Below are 18325 nucleotides of genomic sequence, written 5' to 3'. Positions count from 1 at the left end.
CATCGATCATGGCCATCTTCATTACCGGCGCTTCAGGCTTCATCGGCGGCTCGCTTGCCCGCCACTTTATCGACGCGGGCTATGCCGTTCGCGGCCTCGTGCGATCGGAGAGCAAGTCCGAACAGTTGAAGGCCATGGGCATCGAGCCCGTGCTTGGCACGCTCGACGATAGCGATCTGCTCACGCGCGAGGCACGCGCCTCCGAAGGCGTGATCAACGCCGCCGACAGCGATCACCTCGGCGCCATCGATGCCTTTATCGAAGGCCTGCAAGGCACCGGCCGCCCGCTGATCCACACCAGCGGATCGAGCGTGATCGGCGACGACGTAGGCGGCAATGCACTCTCGCCCAACATCTTCGACGAAGACACACCCCTGATCGTCGAACCCAAAAAAGCCCCGCGTCACGCCATCGACGAACGCGTGCGCGCTGCCGCCAGCCAAGGCATCCGCTCGATCGTGTTGTGCAACACCATGATCTACGGCACCGGGCGCGGCCTGCATCCGGATAGCGTGCAAATCCCGCCATTGGTAAATCAGGCGCGCAAGAACGGCGTGGTGCGTGTGGTGGGCCAAGGCATCAACCGCTGGTCGAATGTACACATCGACGACGTGGTTGCCCTGTACTTATTGGCGTTTAAAAACGCCCCCGCCGGCAGCTTCTATTTTGTTGAAAACGGCGAAGCCTCGTATGCCGAGATTGGCGCCGCGATCGCGCGTCGGTTGAACTTGGGACCCGTACAGTCGTGGACGGTCGACGAAGCCGCCGTCGAATGGGGCCGCGGTCATGCGCAGTATTCGTTTGGCTCGAACAGCCGCGTGCGCGCAAAGCATGCGCGATCGCAACTGGGCTGGAAACCCACGCACACTTCGATCACAGCGTGGATCGAGAATGAGATGCCGCTGGCTTCTGCGTAGATGCCTGACCACTGAATCGGATTGGTAGTGCGGCGACCATGCGAAGATATCCAAGCGACGAAGTCGTGTAGGGCTTCTTAGTCGAGGACGTTTAGGCAGTCGTAGTCGTGGCGCGGCGCGGCAAACAAGACGCGACTTTCAAGTATCTACTTCATACCCCTAAGCCACCTCGCTTAAGGCGAGGTCACGCCAACTTTTTGCCATCTGCCGAACGACTTTACGCATGCGGTGGAAGATCGAAGCGAAAAAGATCGAGTCGCCCGCCTCGAACCGAGGGAAGAATCGCTGGTCTGCATAATCATTCGCGATCGGCTGATTTAGGCCACGAACTGCCCGTCGCAGCACCTGCCTGACCGACTAATTCAGGCTGACTGCGGGCATAGAGCACTGTAGATGTGAGAAATTACTGAGGCAGCCACGGCATAAGCTTTACGGCGACACACGAGCCCATGCGATTCGCATCGAAAACAACTTACCATCGAACCGAGCCTCTCATTGTTCGATATCCACCACCGCAGCGAAGACTTCCAATACCCTTGCACGCCATCATCGGCCAGATATCCGTTTCCTAGCTATTTCCAAGACTGCCATTCAGACCCTTGCATGCCCTCCAACTGGGATGCCAATTAAGACACGGTGGCGGTGCAGCCAAGATGTTGCTACAATTTGTAGCACTTAGCGCTTGGGCCGACCATTACGGTCACAGAGCATGACGGACTGCCGCAGTGCAGAGCAGGGGAATAGGAGGAGCAATTTGAGTTCTGCAGCATACGCCGACGATGGAGGTCACTCCGCCGTCAATGCGGCGTTGGGATTCTATTACCAATCGCTGTACGGACTTCTGTCCTTAGTCAGAGCATCCCATGATGACGCTGCCGTGTGTCTCGAGCGTCTCGATGACGTGGAGATTTTCACGAATGGGCAATCACTTCTATCTCAGCTTAAGCACTCCCTGAGCAAAAAACCGGCGCCCGTGACACTTAGTTCCGCTGCCCTATGGAAGACGCTGAAAGCGTGGATAGATGTATTCCCAGTTGTGAAATTGGACGACACCCGTTTTCAACTTGTGACAGTGGCCCCACTTCCCATAGGCAGCCCGCTCACAGTCCTTCTAGACGATCTGTCGTCTCGCACGTGCCTTCTAATTCTTCTCCAAGACGAGGCCCAGCGAGTCGTAAACGAACATCAGGCGGGTAAGCTGGTGGGGAAACAACCTCTTCCGCACGCGGACCGCGTCTCCAGCTGCGCTGCGTATCTAAAGCTCAGCGACATCGTTCGGGCGAAGTTCCTTTCCAGAATCACGGTTCAATCCGAAGTCAGTAATATCAATGAGATCCCGGAGGATATAGCGAAGGAGCTGAAGAACTTTCCTCCGGACCGGCGAAAGGCCATCACCGAAAAGCTTATGGAATGGTGGGATCTTCAAGTCATCTACTCGTTTTGCGACAAGAGAGATCGGGCCATTTCGATGCTTGAGGTTCAGCAGAAGGTAGCGGAGATTGCATCGGAGTTAGAGCGCGACGATCTCCTCGCCGACTTTCAGTTCGTCACGCCGCCTGGGGACCACACCCCTCCCTCCATGATCTCTCAGCAACTTCATTTAGTGGGAGCAACCAAAGTAGAGATGCAAGCGGCGGAGCGCGAGGAGTGGCGAGCTCGGTCTCAGCGCCACAAATGGATTAGTGAGCGTGTAGACATGGCAGTGCGCGTCCACCTCTACGACCGACTCCTCGTCGAGGCTTGGGGGGACAAACACCGCGTGGTGGTGGAGACGCATGTTACCGCTACGGAGGAAGCAAAGCGTGCCTCTGGTCTGGAGATATTCAGATGGTCGTACAACCAGGCACACGCACAAATACCACCTTTCGCGCGTAACTGGAACACGTCCTACTACGTACGAGGAAGCTACCAAGTCCTGGCCGTGGAAGAGGAGGTCGGCTGGCACCCCGACTACAGATTACTGCTCACCGAGAAAAAGACATGACGATCGCCCGTGACGTTTTCGCGGAGACCAACCCCGCCTTTTGCTGCGTCGTGTTCGCCCAGTTTTGCCTTGCCTATCAACAGGCGCAACCGGCTGAGCAACCTCCATCGGCTGCGCTGATCTACCTGGTAATGCCCATCGCAATCTCAGAGGACCTAGCTCCCACGTTTCAGAACTGCAACAAAGACACCGGCCTTGTCGTCTGGCTGAATCGAAATCCGAAAGTGATGACCGAGCTCGCCAAGAAGGTCAACTTGACGCTGGAGATCACCACGGCTGCAATCAGGTTCGGCTGCGTGGCAGGAACCCTGCGTCTGACCCGAGATGGCGATCTGCAATCCTCCTTGAAGAAATTCCCCGCATCGGTGACGGGCAGCGTTGCGGGCCCAGTCCTCAAACGCGCCCGGCTGTTTGGCACTTGGGCCGCCGCAATGGGTTCCCCCAGAGCAGTTCTGGAAGCACTAGGAGTTTCGGTATGACGCGGTGGAACATCGCAAGCATCTTTTTTATCGGTGAAGAAGGAGCATTCCGTATCATCGACTTGGACCCCGGCCGCGTGAACGTCATCACTGGGGCTTCGGGCACGGGCAAGTCTGCGGTCATCAAGGCGCTGGACTATTGCCTGGGTTCCTCCAAGTGTCAGTTGCCCGTCTACGTCCGCCGGCGCTGCGTGGCTGTAGGGGTAAAGTGGGTCAAAGGGCAGGACGAGATGATCTCGTGCCGCCAGGTTCCTCTCGTCGGAAAGGCGCCAAATGCCTATATGTTTGTGACGACCGGCCGCAACCTGAGTACCCCACGCACCGTCGAACAATTCGAAGGCCGAGGAACAGTTGAAGCCAGTAAGGCCAGACTGGGTCAGGTATTCGGAATCGATGGAGAATCGACAGCAGATAACGCGTTGCCTGAACGGGAATCACGATATAGACCAACAGTTCGCCAGTTCACACCATATATCTTTGTCACCAAGGAGGTAATCGATAGCGAGACGGTGCTGCTGCACGGGCTTGATGACAATCGCAAGGCCCCTCTCATCATTTCTACGATGCCATATTTCTTGGGTGTCGTGACGGAGTCGACGGCGGCAGCAGAAAGACGCCTGCGACAAGCTCGCAGAGTCTTGGAAATTGACATCTTGCGCGAAGAGGCCCGTCTTACGAAGGACAGCCTTATCAAGCAGCGATCTCGGGTACTGCTGAACGAGGCGCAGCAGCTTGGCCTAGTCGAAGGCACACCAGGTGCGGCAGACGAGACGTTCCTCCTCGATATGCTACGTGCCGCCATTTCTCCATCCAAGCATGCGCTGCAATACCCGAACGTTGACCAACTCGATAGGCTGCAAGATCAACGCCAAACGACTTTGATGGAGTTGAATCAAACCAAGCGGAAGCTGCGAGCAATGTCCGTGACTGCGCAGGAGTCGCGGGACTACGAATCAGCGGTCACCAGCCAGCACGATAAGCTACGCATCGCCGAGCATCTCCAACTGCTTGAAGTTCCGACCACCTGCCCGGTTTGCGAATCCCACACAGAGACCGGCGCTCAGGTCGCACTTGCGATGAAGCGTTCGCTGGAGACCATTCGTTCTGAGACAAGTGCGGTCGGGAGACTACGGCCACAAATCGAAGCGGCGACCGAGCAATTGAGCCAACGCGCGGAGGACCTGAGCGGCCTGCTCAGGGAGATCGATGCAGGTATTGTCTCCATTCTGAGTCAAATCTCAGAGGCTAAGCATTTCACTGATCTCGCCCAAATGCATGCCTACTTCCGAGGCAAGGCGTCCTACTTCTTGGAGACGATCGAAGACCAACTCCTCCGACCCGCAAAAAACCTGGCAAGGCAACAAGCGGAAATTGCCGAACTTGAGAGCTTCGTGGACGCAGACAACCGAAGAATTCGCATGCGCCGGGCCGAGGAAGAAGTTTCGAGGTTCGCCTCTGAGGCATTCTCTAATCTTCCCAAGGTCGAGCCTTGCGTCGAGGCGGAGCTAGTCTTTTCGGCACGAGAGCCCCAGGTGAACGTCATCGAGGCCGGTCCCGAAAGTGCAGTTCTTTCAATGGCCGACCTTGGTTCCGACCAAAACTGGCTTGCCGTCCATGTGGCGCTGGCCTTTGGACTACAGAGGCACTTTGAGAAGGAACGCCGACCAGTTCCCGGTGTAATCGTGATCGATCAACTGAGTCGACCGTACTTCCCGAACCAGGTAGAGAAGATGCGCGACGAGGACGACGGAGACTATGAAGACAATGAAGAGCTTGACGTCAGCGCGGATCAAGAGCGCCCCGACGAAATCGCCATAGGAAACGATGATGAGGATCACTTGGCGATGCGCCAGCACATTGACTTCCTTTTCAAGGAGGTTGCGGCGCGCAGCGACCTTCAAGTACTCCTGTTGGAGCACGCATACTTCCCGCAAGACCAGCGCTATGTAGCGGCGACAAAGGAGCGTTGGACGCGGGCATCTGGCAGAGGGTTGATTCCCCGTGACTGGAAGCGCAGGCGGCTCTAAGCAACATCGGATAAAGACGATCCGGCATTCAACAAGTGTCTTTGGGGATTCGCTGCGATGCAATTGAATGCCTGCACTCGCTATTTCGCATACTTAAAAATTAGCTATATGGAATAAACAATCAATACTGCGTCGACAGCAGCCGCGCTGATTGCTTCTATGCTAATAGAGCGTTCGCGATCACTAACCCCTCGGTTAGGCAGGTTTAGGCGTACAGGAGCTAATCAGAAACATCTAGGAAAATAAGGGGCGATCAAGTACGTCTTCTCAAGCCTTTTTCCCCATGCTCCGGCGTACGCATGTGTGGCACTCACGGCGATTGAGTCGAGGGGGTTAAATATTTTGAACGCCTAAATCTTGCCTTCCCCTAAAATCAAGCTGCCAGCGAACGCCTTTGTAGATGCAGAAAGATCCTTTGTTGTGTTCATTAATAGTTGCGCTGAAATAATATTCACTCAAATACGGATGCTAAAGATGTTTCATAAAATTGCTCAGTCTGAAAATGGATGTACTTCAGTAATAATTGATATGCCGGCTGAGAGCTACATAAAGCTTGTGGAAAGAATTTACGAGGATGAGCAAGGTGGACTCCCAGGTCAACGCGCGGCGCTTAAAACAAAAACGGCAAAAATAATTCGTGAAAGGATGGTAGCGGATATATCGAAAGGCGCCTCATTGCCACCTTTGGTGGTCGGGGTTCTGGTCGACTCGGATGATTACGGTTCGCACACCAGCGGACTAAATGATAGGGAGAATATGCTTGCCTTAGTTGAAAGCGTAGATCTTTCGAGGTTATCGATCATTGATGGTATGCAGCGAACTACCGCTATATTAGAGGCCTCGCGAGCATCTGGTTTCGCTGGCGTAAGTGATTTGCGTGTCGAATTTTGGATCTCGGATAGCGCTAACAATTTGATATACAGAATGCTGGTATTAAATACGGGACAGGTTCCGTGGGATATCGCTCGACAGCTCGAGGCTATTTATAGACCTCTTTTAGAAAAGGTGGAGGCTACAGTTGCAGGCACAATCAAATTTCTGTCGAAAGACTCCGGACGTCGATCAAGACTTTCAGCCAGCGAATACGAATCTGAAGACGTCGTAGAACTGCTTCTAATCTTTTCTTCGAGAAAGCGGGAACTTAACCTTAAAGATCGCGTCGCACAGGACTTTGTCCGATTGGATATGATTGAGTCTTCGTCGCATGTCGATGTGATGCGGTACTTCAGTGAAGCTATTTTGCTTCTTAGTAAATTGAACTTTGCTTTCTCCACTTTCGAGGCAGAGTCAGTTCTTAGTGAAACGTTGAAACGGTACTCAAGCGGCAAAGAGGTTTTCCGAGCATTCCCTCCAAAAGCGGGCTTCGTCTCAGCGCTTGCAATATATCTCTTCGGCAAGCCTGGCACAGAAACCGATTGGGATGCAGTACCTAAAAAATTTGAATTAGTAAAAACCAATCTTGAGCTTCTGATTGATTCGATTCAGAATGCCAAAACACCGAATGAGAAAGAGGAAGTGCTCTGTCTTGAGGACTTGGAGGAGAGGGTCACGGCACATCGAGTGGCAGCATCTCAGGTTGGACGTTTCGAACGAGAATATTTTGAAAAAGCTTTCGGTGCTCTTTTTGAAGATGGGCAGGCTCTTCAAAATTTCAAAGCTTGCTGGTACGCATATTGATATGCGTATTCAATGGGATTCCTACATATCTGCTGCTACGAGCAAGCTATCTCGACTAGCATTTTCAGAATCAAATACTAAACTTGTTACCTCTGAAGTGTCAGCAGATCGAATTGAAGCGGTCGGTTTGCTTGCACACCTAAGTTTTGATGCTGACCGCCCGGTTGTTATAGGTAATAGTGGCATATTGGTTCCTCTGCGCGCAAATAACGACCGTTACGTTGTTCTATATCGATTGGATCGCAGCGACGCCTTGACGCAGAAGATGAAAGAGTATTGCAAAGAGCGCGAAGTGGTGACCTGCAATTATGTCGATGCGTTCTTCTTCTTTTTGGTTAAGGAGCTTGATATTCCATTGCTGCAGAGCGTTACGAAGGCTGACGTTAAAGCGCGCATATACATAGAGAATAATAGTTCCATAATAAATTTTGATGAAACGGTCAGTTTCCATGGCTCTTTCTTTGCATGGAGAATCGAAGAAACTACATCTTTCGCAAACTTTATAGATTTGCTGACGTGGCAGGTGGGTGGGCACCATTGCATAGAATTTTCCACTGATAGCCCCGCGTATGGGATTGATCGCATCAAGAGCGCTACGCCTAGCATTGAAGTGCTTGATCTGCGACAACTTTGTCGCGCTGTCGTTGGCCCAATTGCTATCGCCACTGATAAAAAAGTCCATCAGGCGACCGTGATTTTGACAATGCCGGAGTTGCTGGGCAAAGCTCTAGTGAGTATTTCGCCGAGCAAAGACGAGTTGATATTTGGTCCAGGTGGAGGAATCTGTTTTAAATTTACGCGGGAGGGCACCCATTTCTTGGCGCTATCGCTAAGAAACTTCTATGATTTTGAAATTGGACCTGTTCTAAGTGCTTTAACAGAGATAGGGATCAATGAAGTAGATTTTGACGCTGCGCATTTCTTGTCTTTCGTATTCACGCATGGGCAATACCTTGATGTTGCGCGGGAATTCCTGTCTCACCCAGAAGAAATTGATAATCTACTTGACGTCAAGGATACATTTTCTTGTACGGTGGAAGATGCAACGTCGGTGTATGAGAATGTTCGTGTATTCGAACTCACTCAAGCATCCGTCTCATCGCCATTTGCAGTTCTTTGCCATTTGGCGGCCAAATTTAAAACTGCGCGATCACCTTTCGTTCCTGTCGAGATAATTGATGTCTCTAAACGTATAATGGAGCTTCCGAACGCGCCATACGAAAACATATACTTGTCCCTTTCCGCGAGTCATTGGAAGCACTCGTTTATTGAGATATATAGAGTGATCGAGGGACTCTACTATTTTGGTTGGATGTACGGAGTTAAGGAGGCCTTCGGCGGTGAATATGCAGAATACGAGCTGTATTTAAAGCTTCAGGATCAGCTCTCTTGGAGATATAAAGAAAGGGCGTCCATCGTTAAATTGTTCGAAATTGTGCCTAGGACCGTTTTAGCGGCTCATGATCCGTTAGATATTAAGTCGTTGAGTGGTCGATTTGAAGAGCGCACAGATAATGCGGTTATGATTAAATTTGCAAATTTGATTTATTCGATTCGCAACTCCAATGTGCATCAAGGAAATTCCGAAGATGATCCATCAATAGAGGTCAGCGCTGATTGCTGGCCCAAACTGACATACTGCTTGTTTTTGATTGTTGAGCATCTTTATTCCGCTCACACGACAGGCATGCCACAACCTCCCACATCACAATCGTCCGTTTCGCTGAAGCTTGCTCAAGCGTCGCACAATTTTTGAAGCTCTTGCGATCAAATGAGTCAGGCCTGGTTTATTATCAGCATCATGATATAGATAATTTTAGCCAAAGAACATTATCAATGGAGCGCCTATTTCCTCACCTGCGAAAAAGTCAGACCACGTTGAACAAAGTATCCCAGCATCCTCCGGCGCGGTATAGTCCAGATTCTGTAAAAATATTCAATCTCAAATTGGTGAAATTGCTGCGACTGTACGTTAATTTATTTCAAATAAGCGAAACGTTAGCTAATAGCAGATCAACGCTTGCATCAAGGATTGCTGGAGACGAAACCGACTCCCAAGCTCAGTTTGCTGATTTAAGCCATACTTAAATTCGGCACCCCACCAAATTTTCCATCGTAATAATCCCTTGCCGCCTGAGCAATCTCCTCACGCGTCTTCATAACAAACGGCCCCTGCGCCACCACGGGCTCAGCAAGCGGCGCAGCATACCCATACAACAGCCGAGCATCGGTCACTGCGGCAACCTTCACATCATTGCCATCATCATTCAGCTCAACCAGTTGCCAAGGTGCCACCGCCGCACCACCAATCGACACCTCACCCGACACCACATACATGAACACAGCCTGCCCCGCCGGTGCCGGCAAGGTAACTTCGCCACTCGCCCGCAGCGCTGCCGTCGTCATCGTCACACCAGTCAACGACGCCACAGGCCCCGAAACCCCAAACACCTCACCCGCAATCACATCCACTGTCACCCGCCCATCATCAAGCGTAACGACCGGGATATCTTCGCGCTGCAGCCCGGTGTAAGCCGGCGCGGTCATCTTCAAGCGGCTCGGCAAATTCACCCACAACTGCAAAATCTCCAACGGTCCACCCGATCGCTTAAACGACGAAGGCGACACCTCGGCGTGGATCAAGCCCGACCCCGCCGTCATCCATTGCACGCCCCCGGCATGAATCACACTGGCATGCCCACCACTATCGAGATGCGCCAGATCACCCTCAAGAATGAACGTGACGGTTTCAAAACCGCGATGCGGATGCGGACCGAAAGGCAACCCCTGATTGTTCGGCCCATACTGCATCGGGCCATGATGATTGAGAAAGAGAAACGGATCCAACTGCGCCAGACGCGGGCCAGGCAAGGGACGGCGCGTGATGAGATCGCCGATATCATCGCGATGGGCGGGATGCAGGGTGCGGACGGTACGGCTCATGTAAACCTCTTGGCGAGAGCACACGATTCGCGCGCAGCGCTAGAATCGACGGCTTCATTTGAATACCAAAAGGATACCCGCCATGGAACCCGACGTCGTCGAGCGGCTGACCATTCAGCACACGCGCACCATCAACAGCTTGATTTTTCAGTTGTTGGCCACGCGCCAGGCGTTGCACGCCGTAATGGCCACGGTGCCCGATCCGGATCACGTGGCGAGTGTGTTTGAGAAGCAGGTGGCGGACACGCTCAGTGATCTGAGCCAAGAGCCGGATCAGGCGTATCTCGCGGAAGCGTACGCGCAGAGCGCGGACGAGACGTTGGCCGGGCTGGGCCAACAACCTAAATTCGACGTGTGATCGCTGACGGTTGATCGCCGATCAATCGGCAACGAACGAGGATTGGCGATCATCAATCAGTGAAAGTCGCATTACGATCGTTGCCTGCCGATCAATACCTGACGATCATGAATGGCGAAGGCCGATCGCGGATTGCGGATCCACTATCGATCCGCAATGCTAACCAACTCAATCAAGCGATCGGCTTGATGCCCACCGTATACGCGGCCTGATTGCCGTGCGCGGGGTTGCGGATCTTGAGCATGGTGCCCCCGGGTGCGTAGTCGAACGTTTGGCGGGGCACTTCAAACCACTCGTGAAAGCTGGTGCGGGCAAACTCGGGCACAAACACCTTGGCACGTTTTTCGTCGCAATAGAACTCGACCACGGTGCGCTCGATCGTCAACGGGCGTGTGTTGCCCATGCGATAGGTGCACTTGAGTTCGGCTTTGAAGGTCTTGCCGAGTTGCCATGGAAGTCCGATGAATTCCATGAAGTTCTTGATGGCAAGGTAAGGCTCTTGCACGGGCGCTCCGGTGATAGGTCAATAACAGGGTAACCGCTAGTTTAGTGGCTTTTCGCCTACGGCCATGCAGGCACGGGCAGATACGGAGGCGAAGGCGGTCAGCCTGCTGGCCGCCTCCGCACCACGCTTTACTCCTCGGCTGGTGCTGCCTTGCGCGGGCGTCGGCTGCGCGACGGGGTTTTGCGGATAGGCTTGGGCGAGGCTTCCGGTGCGGCGTCTGCGGCGGCGGTGGGCGCTGCAGCCTCAGCCGCCACCGGTGCTGCAGAAGCCGTGGGTACCTCCGCCGCTGCTGTCGTCTCTACTCGTGTGCGGCTACGACGCGGACGGCGCTCGGGGCGGGCCGGCGCTTCGGACGACGCATCCCCATTCGATGTCGTTGCCGCGTCAGATAAAGCGGCATCCTCACGGGCACCAGAAGCACGGCGTCCTGCGGATGCGGGCGCGGTTGCGGTCGTCCTTGCACGGCCCGTTGCAGGCGATTCCGCCGTTTCCAATGACGACAGCGGTTCGGGCGTTTGCGCCGGTTCCACAAACGGATTGGCAGCTTCGCGCTTGCGGTCGGATGCGCGTGAGCGTGCGCTCGTCCGGCGCGATGACGTGCGCGTGCGTGCAGGTGCGGCGTCGGGCGCGGCTGGCTCGCCCCACGGATCCTGAGCGGCACCGCCGTCGTAATGCGTGGCGTCGTCGCCTTGGTCCTGTTCGGAATAAGCTTGTTCGGCGGGCGCCTGATACTCAGGCTCTTGATACACCGGCGCCTGGTAATCGGGATCCTGATAATTCTGGTCATCGTCGAACGACGCGCGGCGCGGCTGGTCGTTCGCTTGCGCGTCAGCGGATCTGCCGGCCGACTTGCGGCCGCCGCGCGTTCTGCGGCGCGATTCAGGTTTGGTGGGGGCTTCTTCTACGCCGGGCAATGATGCGGTTGCCGGCACAGCGGCGATGTCGCTGGCTGAAGCGTCGCCCTGCCCTTGCGCACTATTGGCGCGATACACGTAGGCGCCGGATTTCTCGTCGCGGCCAAACTCCAGCAATCCACGCGATTGGGCTTCTTCGAGCAAGTTGCCGAAGGCGCGAAAGCCATAGTACGACTCGTTGAAATCGGGCTTGCGGCGTTTGATGGCTTCTTTAAGTACGGAAGCCCAGATCTTGCCGCTATCGCCGCGTTCCGAGACGAGCGCGTCGAACGTTTCCACGGCGATGTCAATGGCCTTGCCGCGGCGCACGTCCAGATCGTCTTTGCGGCGGCGGTCGGCATCGGCCGGGCGCTTGTTCGCGGCCGGTGCCGGGTTGCGGGCCCCGCGCTTGGCAGCCACGTGCTGGCTTTCGCGCACGAGGTCGTCGTAGAAAATGAATTCGTCGCAGTTGGCGATCAGCAGGTCGGAGGTCGATTGCTTCACCCCCACGCCGATCACTTGCTTGGCGTTTTCACGCAGCTTGGAGACAAGCGGGGAGAAATCGGAGTCGCCACTGATAATCACGAACGTGTTGACGTGCGACTTGGTATAGCAAAGGTCCAGTGCGTCGACGACCAATCGGATATCAGCCGAATTTTTGCCCGATTGGCGCACATGCGGAATCTCGATCAATTCGAAATTGGCTTCGTGCATCGTGGCTTTGAAGTTTTTGTAGCGCTCCCAGTCGCAATACGCCTTTTTGACGACGATGCTGCCTTTGAGCAGCAAGCGTTCAAGCACCGGCTTGATATCAAATTTTTCGTATTGCGCGTCGCGTACGCCGAGTGCGACGTTCTCGAAGTCGCAGAACAACGCCATGCTGACGTTTTCGTTGGAGGAATTCATAAAAAATGTCGCCCGAAGGCGCCTGTCAGGCAATCGTTCGATCCTAACAGATGCGGCCTTCATGGACGAGTCATGCCGCCCTCATGAATGAGAGCGGCCGACGTCACTTAGGAGGCGTGCCCCTTATTGGCAATAGGTGCACCACTTGGATATCAACCACAGCGCTCAACGTGCGTCGCACAGGCTGGTCGGTGCAGTCGATTCTGCAGTTGGCTCACCCTCCGGCTTTGCCGTTGCCGACGCCGGCAACCCAAACACGCGGTCGAACGCCAGGCTGAACACATACGTGTAGACCAGGAAGAACACGATCAAGCCCAGATCGAGCAAAAACGCCTCCCAGAGCGACACCTTCAACCACCAGGCGAAGAGCGGCACGATAAACACGACCAGGCCGATCTCGAAGCCGATGGCGTGTGCCGCCCGGCGCAGCATGCCGCGGCCGCGCACGGTTTGCCGGGCTTCCCAGGATTCGAACGCGGCGTTATAGATCAGGTTCCAGACCACGGCGATCGCGGACGCGCCCACGGCGGCCACACCTGCCTGCGCGCCGCCATGGCCGCCAAGCAGCGCCAAGCCTGCGCTGGTGCACGCGATGGCGATGATTTCGTAAAGGGTGACGTAGACTATCTTGCGTTTAATGCCTTGCACGGTAATGTCCTCTAACGCTTCGCGGGAGCACGATCCAGAATCGCTTCATCCGCTAACACAGCCCAAATGTTATGCCGCAGATTCAGAACAAAAAAGTTAGGTTCTTTCAATTTTTCTGATAGACCTCTGTTACTGTGACGTCATGGCCTTCTCCAGTGACAACGTCCGCGTGTTTCTCGCCGTGCTCGATCACGGCTCGTTTTCAGCCGCCGCGCGCGCGCTGGGGCGGGTGCCGTCGGCCGTAAGCATGACGATTTCGCAGCTTGAAGCCGAGCTGGATATGGCGCTCTTCGATCGGTCGGCCCGGGAGCCGCAGCCGACCGAGAACGCGCTGGCGCTCGAGCCGCAAGCGCGGCTGCTTGCCAGCCAACTGCGGCAGTTGCAGGCGCATGCGCTATCGCTGCACAAGGGTCTCGAGCGCAAGCTGTCGCTCGTGGTGGTGCCGGAGCTGCTTTCTGCGCCATGGAGCGAGCCGCTGGCCATCCTGGCGGCCGAGTTTCCATCGTTGGAAGTGGAGGTGTTTTCGGCGCCACAAGCCGATGCCTTGAAGCGCCTCTTCGACGGTGAGGCGCAATTGGCGCTCGTTTTCGAGCGCCCAGGCACGGATGAGCGGGAAGAGTTCATCGAGTACAGCGACGAGCTGTTCGTGGCGGTAATCGCGCCGGGCCATGCCTCGTTAAGCAAACGCGGCGGTCGTTTGAATCACAGCGATCTGCTCAATATCCGTCAGATTGCGGTAGCAGGTCGCGATGCGGGCGTGGCGGATCCCAAATTTCTGGTCGGGCGCCAGATTTGGCGCACGGATAGTCACTTGGCTACCCTCACCTTGGTTCAGGCCGGCTTGGGGTGGGCGTATCTGCCGCGTACGTTGATCGAGCCGTTGCTGGCGAGCGGCAGTCTGCAGGAAATCAGGTTTGCGAATATCAGCAACGCGCTCAGGCTGTGGGTGGACGTGGTGTGGTCAAACGAGCAACCGCTGGGGCTGGGTGCTCAGCGATTCATCGAGTTGATGCGCGAAACGGCGGGCCGCAACACAAAGCGCGATCCACGCAAAAAATAGCCGATGTGGTCGCTCAAGTCTTAGAAGCGAGCCGCAAGATAATCTCAAGCGTCCAGCCTCTCGATTTGACCTGCAACCTCCCCCGTTTGCCTATCGCGCTTGCCGTCAGGCGAAAAACGGCACCACGCGCTCAAGCAATGCTTCGGGCGCTTCTTCCGCCACGTAATGACCGCACGGCAACGCTCCACCCTCCACATTGCGTGCTACCAAGCGCCACTCTTCCAGCGGTTTGAAGCAGGTGTTCACCACCCCCGCCTCTCCCCATAGCGCCAGCACCGGCATCTCGAGCATCTGGCCTGCATCGCGATCTGCCCGATCGTGTTCCAGGTCGATCCCGGCGGACGCGCGATAGTCTTCGCACAATCCCCGCGCCGCGCCAGGTAATGTGAGGCAGTGCTCGTAATGTGCCAGCGCCACGGGGTCGAACGGCGCCAGCCCGGCGCTACGGCGTCCCATCACGTCGCGCGCATAGGCGCGCGGATCGGCCTCGATCAGGCGTTCGGGCAGCGGCGCGGGCTGGATCAGAAAAAACCAATGCCAATACGCTCGTGCAAACACTTCGGTGGTTTGGGCATACATGGCCAGTGTGGGCGCGATATCGAGCATCGCCAGGCGTTGTACGGCCTCAGGATGGTCTGCGGCCAAGCGATGCGCCACACGTGCCCCACGATCGTGGGCCAGCACATCGAAGCGATCGAAACCCAATGCCGCCATCAGTCGCAGCTGGTCCTGCGCCATCACCCGTTTGGAATACGGCAGATGATCCGAAGTGCTTTCGGGCTTGGCGGATTCGCCATAACCGCGCAGGTCGGCTGCGACCACGGTATGGGTGCGCGCCAACGTAGGCGCTACGCGGTGCCAGATCGCATGCGTTTGCGGATGGCCGTGCAGCAACAGCAACGGTGGTCCGTCGCCACCCACGACGCAGTTGATGTGCACGCCGTCGCCCACATCCACCGTTTCCTGTGTGAAACCCGGAAAGAGCGCTGCGGTTGAAAACGATGTTGATTGGGATGCGGATGCCGGCAAAGCTGTCTCCTGAACGCGGGCGCTTGATGGCAGGTTGCCTGCGCCTCGCGCTCCATCATAAAGACAACCTCGCGGCGGATCGTTTCACCGGGCGGGATTCACCCTTTCGTCATAAGCAGCAATTCAACGGATTCGTTTCAATCGTTCAACGCTGCGCGCGCGGCCTCTTCCGGCGTCAAGCCTTCATAGAACTGATCGGTAAACCATTCGGCCTGCTCGTCGATGTGTTCCTGCGCCTGCTCCAGCGTGGCGCCGGCCGCCACGAGAAATCCCTCGACTTCCGTGCACCACTGGATGAGTTCCAACGTTTCCGGATCCAACTCTTCTTTTTTCTTTGCCATGATGATGTCCTCGATACGCCGGGCGCTCATCGGCGCCAGACCAAACTTCCCCGGTCAAACCGGGGCCAGTGTCCGCCGATGCGCAGACACGAAACGCCAGATTAAAACAGAAGCGTCGGGGCCGCTGCGGGTATTGAACTTCAAGGCCTCGTCGCCGCCACTCCACGCGTGGCCCACATGGGCAAGTTCGCACCAGCGCACCAGCGTTTTGCGGCCCTTCACGTAATCGGTGCGCCGGTATGCGCCCGTTTTGCCGTCAGCCAAACTCTTGACGCTGGTCGGTTTCGCGCCGGTAAGTTGGTTGACGTGCAGAAACTGCTCCACGAGTTGGTGGGCGTTGCGCGGGGCGACCACGGCATCCTCTTTGCCATGCAGCACCATGGCCGGCAAGCGAATGGCATTGGCTGTGTTCGCATAAGGCGCCACCAGGGCCGCCACTTCGCCCTCGGCGCCCTGCTTCATCGTGCGCAATCCTGCCCGAACATCGAGCGCATCGCCCACGACCGGGCCAGAATGCATGGCCACGGCCGCGATGGTCTCAGGATGCCGCAAAGCCAGCAGTGCAGCCATACCGGCGCCAGCCGACAGTCCCGCCACATACACGCGCGATCCATCCAGGAGGGGGTGCTGTGCCAAGACCTCATGAATCAACATCGCCAACGCATCGGCTTCAAGACAACCGCCGCGGTCGTCGGGCTGAAACCAGCGCCAGCAGCGATGCGATTGCCGGGTGCGCGACTGCTGCGGATACAGCACCGCGAAACCTTCCTTATCGGCCAGTCGGTTCATTCGTGAACCTGCCGCAAAATCCTGAACGGTTTGTTGGCAGCCGTGCAGCATCACCATCAGCGGCAAATTTGCAAGATCGGCGTGCTTGGGCCAGTACAAGGCGTATGACAGGCGCACCATGGCGGCCGCCCCCTCGGGCTTGGCGAAAAAGGTCATGTGCCGGCAGTCGCCTGCGCCAAGGGCTGATGGACGCAGCGTTTTCGGACCAACCGGGCGGCGCACGACTCCGGGTTTACGCACCAGCGCCGTGGGCTTTGGGGCCAACAGCGTTCGCGAGCCACCTAGAGGCTTCTTGCGTGTTGCACTGCGCTTGACCGGCGCAAGCGGCCCCAACCCGAGCAGCGTTCGCTGTAACCGGGACCATTTTTTTAGCGTTGGAATCAACAACGACGACCGTTTGCGCGCCATGCAACCTCACCCTGATGATTGGGGGCCAGATCACCGCACCCTTTTCCACCGGCCTGCACAATGCAAACCTTGTTGCGATGCAGCATACACCGAGCCTAAACCATGATCGTCGCCAAAAAAAGAAAAAGGCACGGGGTCTAGGTGGCGTCATATTCGAGTTGAGACTGCTCGGCCGCCAAGTAGCCGCGCCTGTATCGACGTTTTCCGGTGAACGATGCGACAAGCCAGCCTGCGTGCCATTCACGTCCCCTCCGAAACCGCACCGGCGCTCAGTTAAAGTTGCGTCAAACGTGCGCCGTTGCGGGATGGCGCGATCGAACAGACATGGAGAGACCGTTATGCCGAGTGCATTCGCGCGAATCTGCGCCCTTACCACCTTGTCATTGGCCTTTGGCGCCACCGCATTTGCGGCGTCCGACGTGGCGCCTGCTGCCGCACAGGCGACATTCGCGCCGGCGTTGGGCCAGAAAGGCAAGGACGTGATGTGGTTGCCGACCCCGGATGTGCTGGCCACGCGCCTTTTGACGATGGCCAAACTCGGCCCCAACGACAAACTCGTCGACCTGGGGTCTGGCGACGGCAAGATTGTGATCATGGCCGCACGCGATTTTGGCGCCACCGCGCGTGGGGTGGAGTTCGATCCCCGCATGGTCGCGCACTCGGAAGCGGCTGCGGCCGACGCAGGCGTGAGCCAAAAAACCCGCTTCATCCAGGGCGACATTTTCAAGCATGATTTTTCCGACGCCACTGTGGTGGCCCTGTATCTGCTGCCCGAACTGAATCTCAAGCTGCGGCCGCAGCTGATGGCCATGGCGCCCGGAACGCGCATCGTCTCGCACTATTTCGATATGGGCCGATGGTCGCCGGATCAGGAGGCCGAACTGCAAGGCCGCCCCGGCTTTCTGTGGATCATTCCCGCCAATGCGGGCGGCACGTGGCGCATCGACGAGAACTCGGCATCGCCATCCACATCGATATCCACGTCAGCGTCCACGTCAACATCGACAACATCGACAACCCGATCGCAAGCGAAGCCCGCCGTGCTGTCGCTACAGCAGTCGTTTCAACTGCTCAAGGGCACGATGACGATCGATCAACGCAGTCAACCCGTCGAACAGGCCCGCGTAACGGGCCAGGCCGTTGCGTTTTCGATCATCGACGAAAACGGCAAGCCGCGGAAGTTCGAAGGCAATATCGACGGCGATCGTCTGCGCGGGACGATTACCGACGCCTCAGGCAAAACGCCCTTTTCGGCCACCCGCGAGGGCGCTGCCCCCGCGATCGACGGGTCGGGCCCGCCCACGCAAGACGAGCAAAACCAGGCTGCGCTTGCGCTTGGCGCGCAGTAAAGGGCTTGCCGA

At 56.4% G+C, this 18325-nt stretch carries 16 protein-coding genes; 9 read left to right on the top strand and 7 right to left on the bottom strand.

Annotated features, from left to right (window positions below; genetic code table 11):
• Positions 1-8 precede the first annotated feature (8 nt).
• From EYW45_RS19890 to EYW45_RS19865, 6 genes are all read left to right on the top strand, one after another.
• Positions 9-917 (top strand): NAD-dependent epimerase/dehydratase family protein, encoded by a 909-nt coding sequence (locus EYW45_RS19890; protein ID WP_161137213.1) that lies wholly within the window; start codon positions 9-11, stop codon positions 915-917.
• Between the two features lie 754 nt (positions 918-1671).
• Entirely contained in the window at positions 1672-2901 is a 1230-nt protein-coding gene (locus EYW45_RS19885) for an ABC-three component system protein (RefSeq protein WP_161137212.1), read from the top strand.
• Positions 2898-3380 carry a three component ABC system middle component gene (locus tag EYW45_RS19880; RefSeq protein ID WP_161137211.1) on the top strand — a complete coding sequence of 161 codons (483 nt, stop codon included), beginning with the start codon at positions 2898-2900 and terminating at the stop codon, positions 3378-3380. The genes EYW45_RS19885 and EYW45_RS19880 overlap by 4 nt, the downstream gene beginning before the upstream one ends.
• On the top strand, positions 3377-5407 hold the full coding sequence (locus tag EYW45_RS19875) for a DUF3732 domain-containing protein (protein WP_161137210.1): 2031 nt from the start codon (positions 3377-3379) through the stop codon (positions 5405-5407). The genes EYW45_RS19880 and EYW45_RS19875 overlap by 4 nt, the downstream gene beginning before the upstream one ends.
• A 474-nt stretch (positions 5408-5881) precedes the next feature.
• Positions 5882-7084: a hypothetical protein gene (locus EYW45_RS19870; protein ID WP_161137209.1), complete on the top strand. Its 1203-nt coding sequence runs from the start codon at positions 5882-5884 to the stop codon at positions 7082-7084.
• The gene (locus tag EYW45_RS19865) at positions 7008-8840 is read left to right on the top strand and encodes a hypothetical protein (RefSeq protein ID WP_161137208.1); all 1833 of its coding nucleotides are present in this window, start codon (positions 7008-7010) and stop codon (positions 8838-8840) included. The genes EYW45_RS19870 and EYW45_RS19865 overlap by 77 nt, the downstream gene beginning before the upstream one ends.
• A gap of 317 nt (positions 8841-9157) precedes the next feature.
• Here EYW45_RS19865 and EYW45_RS19860 read toward each other — a convergent pair whose 3' ends face one another.
• Entirely contained in the window at positions 9158-10027 is an 870-nt protein-coding gene (locus EYW45_RS19860) for a pirin family protein (protein WP_161137207.1), read from the bottom strand.
• A gap of 82 nt (positions 10028-10109) precedes the next feature.
• Between EYW45_RS19860 and EYW45_RS19855 the strand changes: the two genes are divergently transcribed.
• On the top strand, positions 10110-10385 hold the full coding sequence (locus EYW45_RS19855) for a hypothetical protein (protein WP_161137206.1): 276 nt from the start codon (positions 10110-10112) through the stop codon (positions 10383-10385).
• 172 nt (positions 10386-10557) lie between these two features.
• Here the strand turns inward: EYW45_RS19855 and EYW45_RS19850 are convergent, their stop codons facing one another.
• The 3 genes from EYW45_RS19850 to EYW45_RS19840 form a co-directional block, all read right to left on the bottom strand.
• Positions 10558-10890: a hypothetical protein gene (locus EYW45_RS19850; protein ID WP_328703663.1), complete on the bottom strand. Its 333-nt coding sequence runs from the start codon at positions 10888-10890 to the stop codon at positions 10558-10560.
• Between the two features lie 128 nt (positions 10891-11018).
• Positions 11019-12689, bottom strand: coding sequence for an NYN domain-containing protein (locus EYW45_RS19845; protein WP_161137205.1), 1671 nt, complete (start codon positions 12687-12689; stop codon positions 11019-11021).
• Positions 12690-12854: 165 nt separating this feature from the next.
• Positions 12855-13337 carry a PACE efflux transporter gene (locus EYW45_RS19840; protein ID WP_161137204.1) on the bottom strand — a complete coding sequence of 161 codons (483 nt, stop codon included), beginning with the start codon at positions 13335-13337 and terminating at the stop codon, positions 12855-12857.
• 142 nt (positions 13338-13479) lie between these two features.
• On the opposite strand from EYW45_RS19840, the gene EYW45_RS19835 reads away from it, so the two are divergent.
• Entirely contained in the window at positions 13480-14397 is a 918-nt protein-coding gene (locus EYW45_RS19835; RefSeq protein WP_161137203.1) for a LysR family transcriptional regulator, read from the top strand.
• 105 nt (positions 14398-14502) lie between these two features.
• On the opposite strand, the gene EYW45_RS19830 is transcribed toward EYW45_RS19835, so the two are convergent.
• From EYW45_RS19830 to EYW45_RS19820, 3 genes are all read right to left on the bottom strand, one after another.
• Positions 14503-15426 carry an alpha/beta fold hydrolase gene (locus EYW45_RS19830; protein ID WP_161137202.1) on the bottom strand — a complete coding sequence of 308 codons (924 nt, stop codon included), beginning with the start codon at positions 15424-15426 and terminating at the stop codon, positions 14503-14505.
• 137 nt (positions 15427-15563) lie between these two features.
• Entirely contained in the window at positions 15564-15767 is a 204-nt protein-coding gene (locus EYW45_RS19825) for a hypothetical protein (RefSeq protein WP_161137201.1), read from the bottom strand.
• 54 nt (positions 15768-15821) lie between these two features.
• Positions 15822-16712 (bottom strand): extracellular catalytic domain type 1 short-chain-length polyhydroxyalkanoate depolymerase, encoded by an 891-nt coding sequence (locus EYW45_RS19820; RefSeq protein ID WP_235939164.1) that lies wholly within the window; start codon positions 16710-16712, stop codon positions 15822-15824.
• A 590-nt stretch (positions 16713-17302) separates the two neighbouring features.
• Here EYW45_RS19820 and EYW45_RS19815 point away from each other — a divergent pair.
• A complete protein-coding gene (locus EYW45_RS19815; RefSeq protein WP_161137199.1) occupies positions 17303-18313 on the top strand; it encodes a class I SAM-dependent methyltransferase in 1011 nt (336 codons plus the stop codon).
• Positions 18314-18325: the final 12 nt, after the last annotated feature.

The sequence above is a fragment of the Schauerella aestuarii genome (assembly GCF_009866805.1).
Taxonomy (GTDB): Bacteria; Pseudomonadota; Gammaproteobacteria; order Burkholderiales; family Burkholderiaceae_B; genus Schauerella; species Schauerella aestuarii.
Note: the sequence above shows the minus strand (reverse complement) of the source record. Positions and strands in the feature narration are given on the sequence as shown.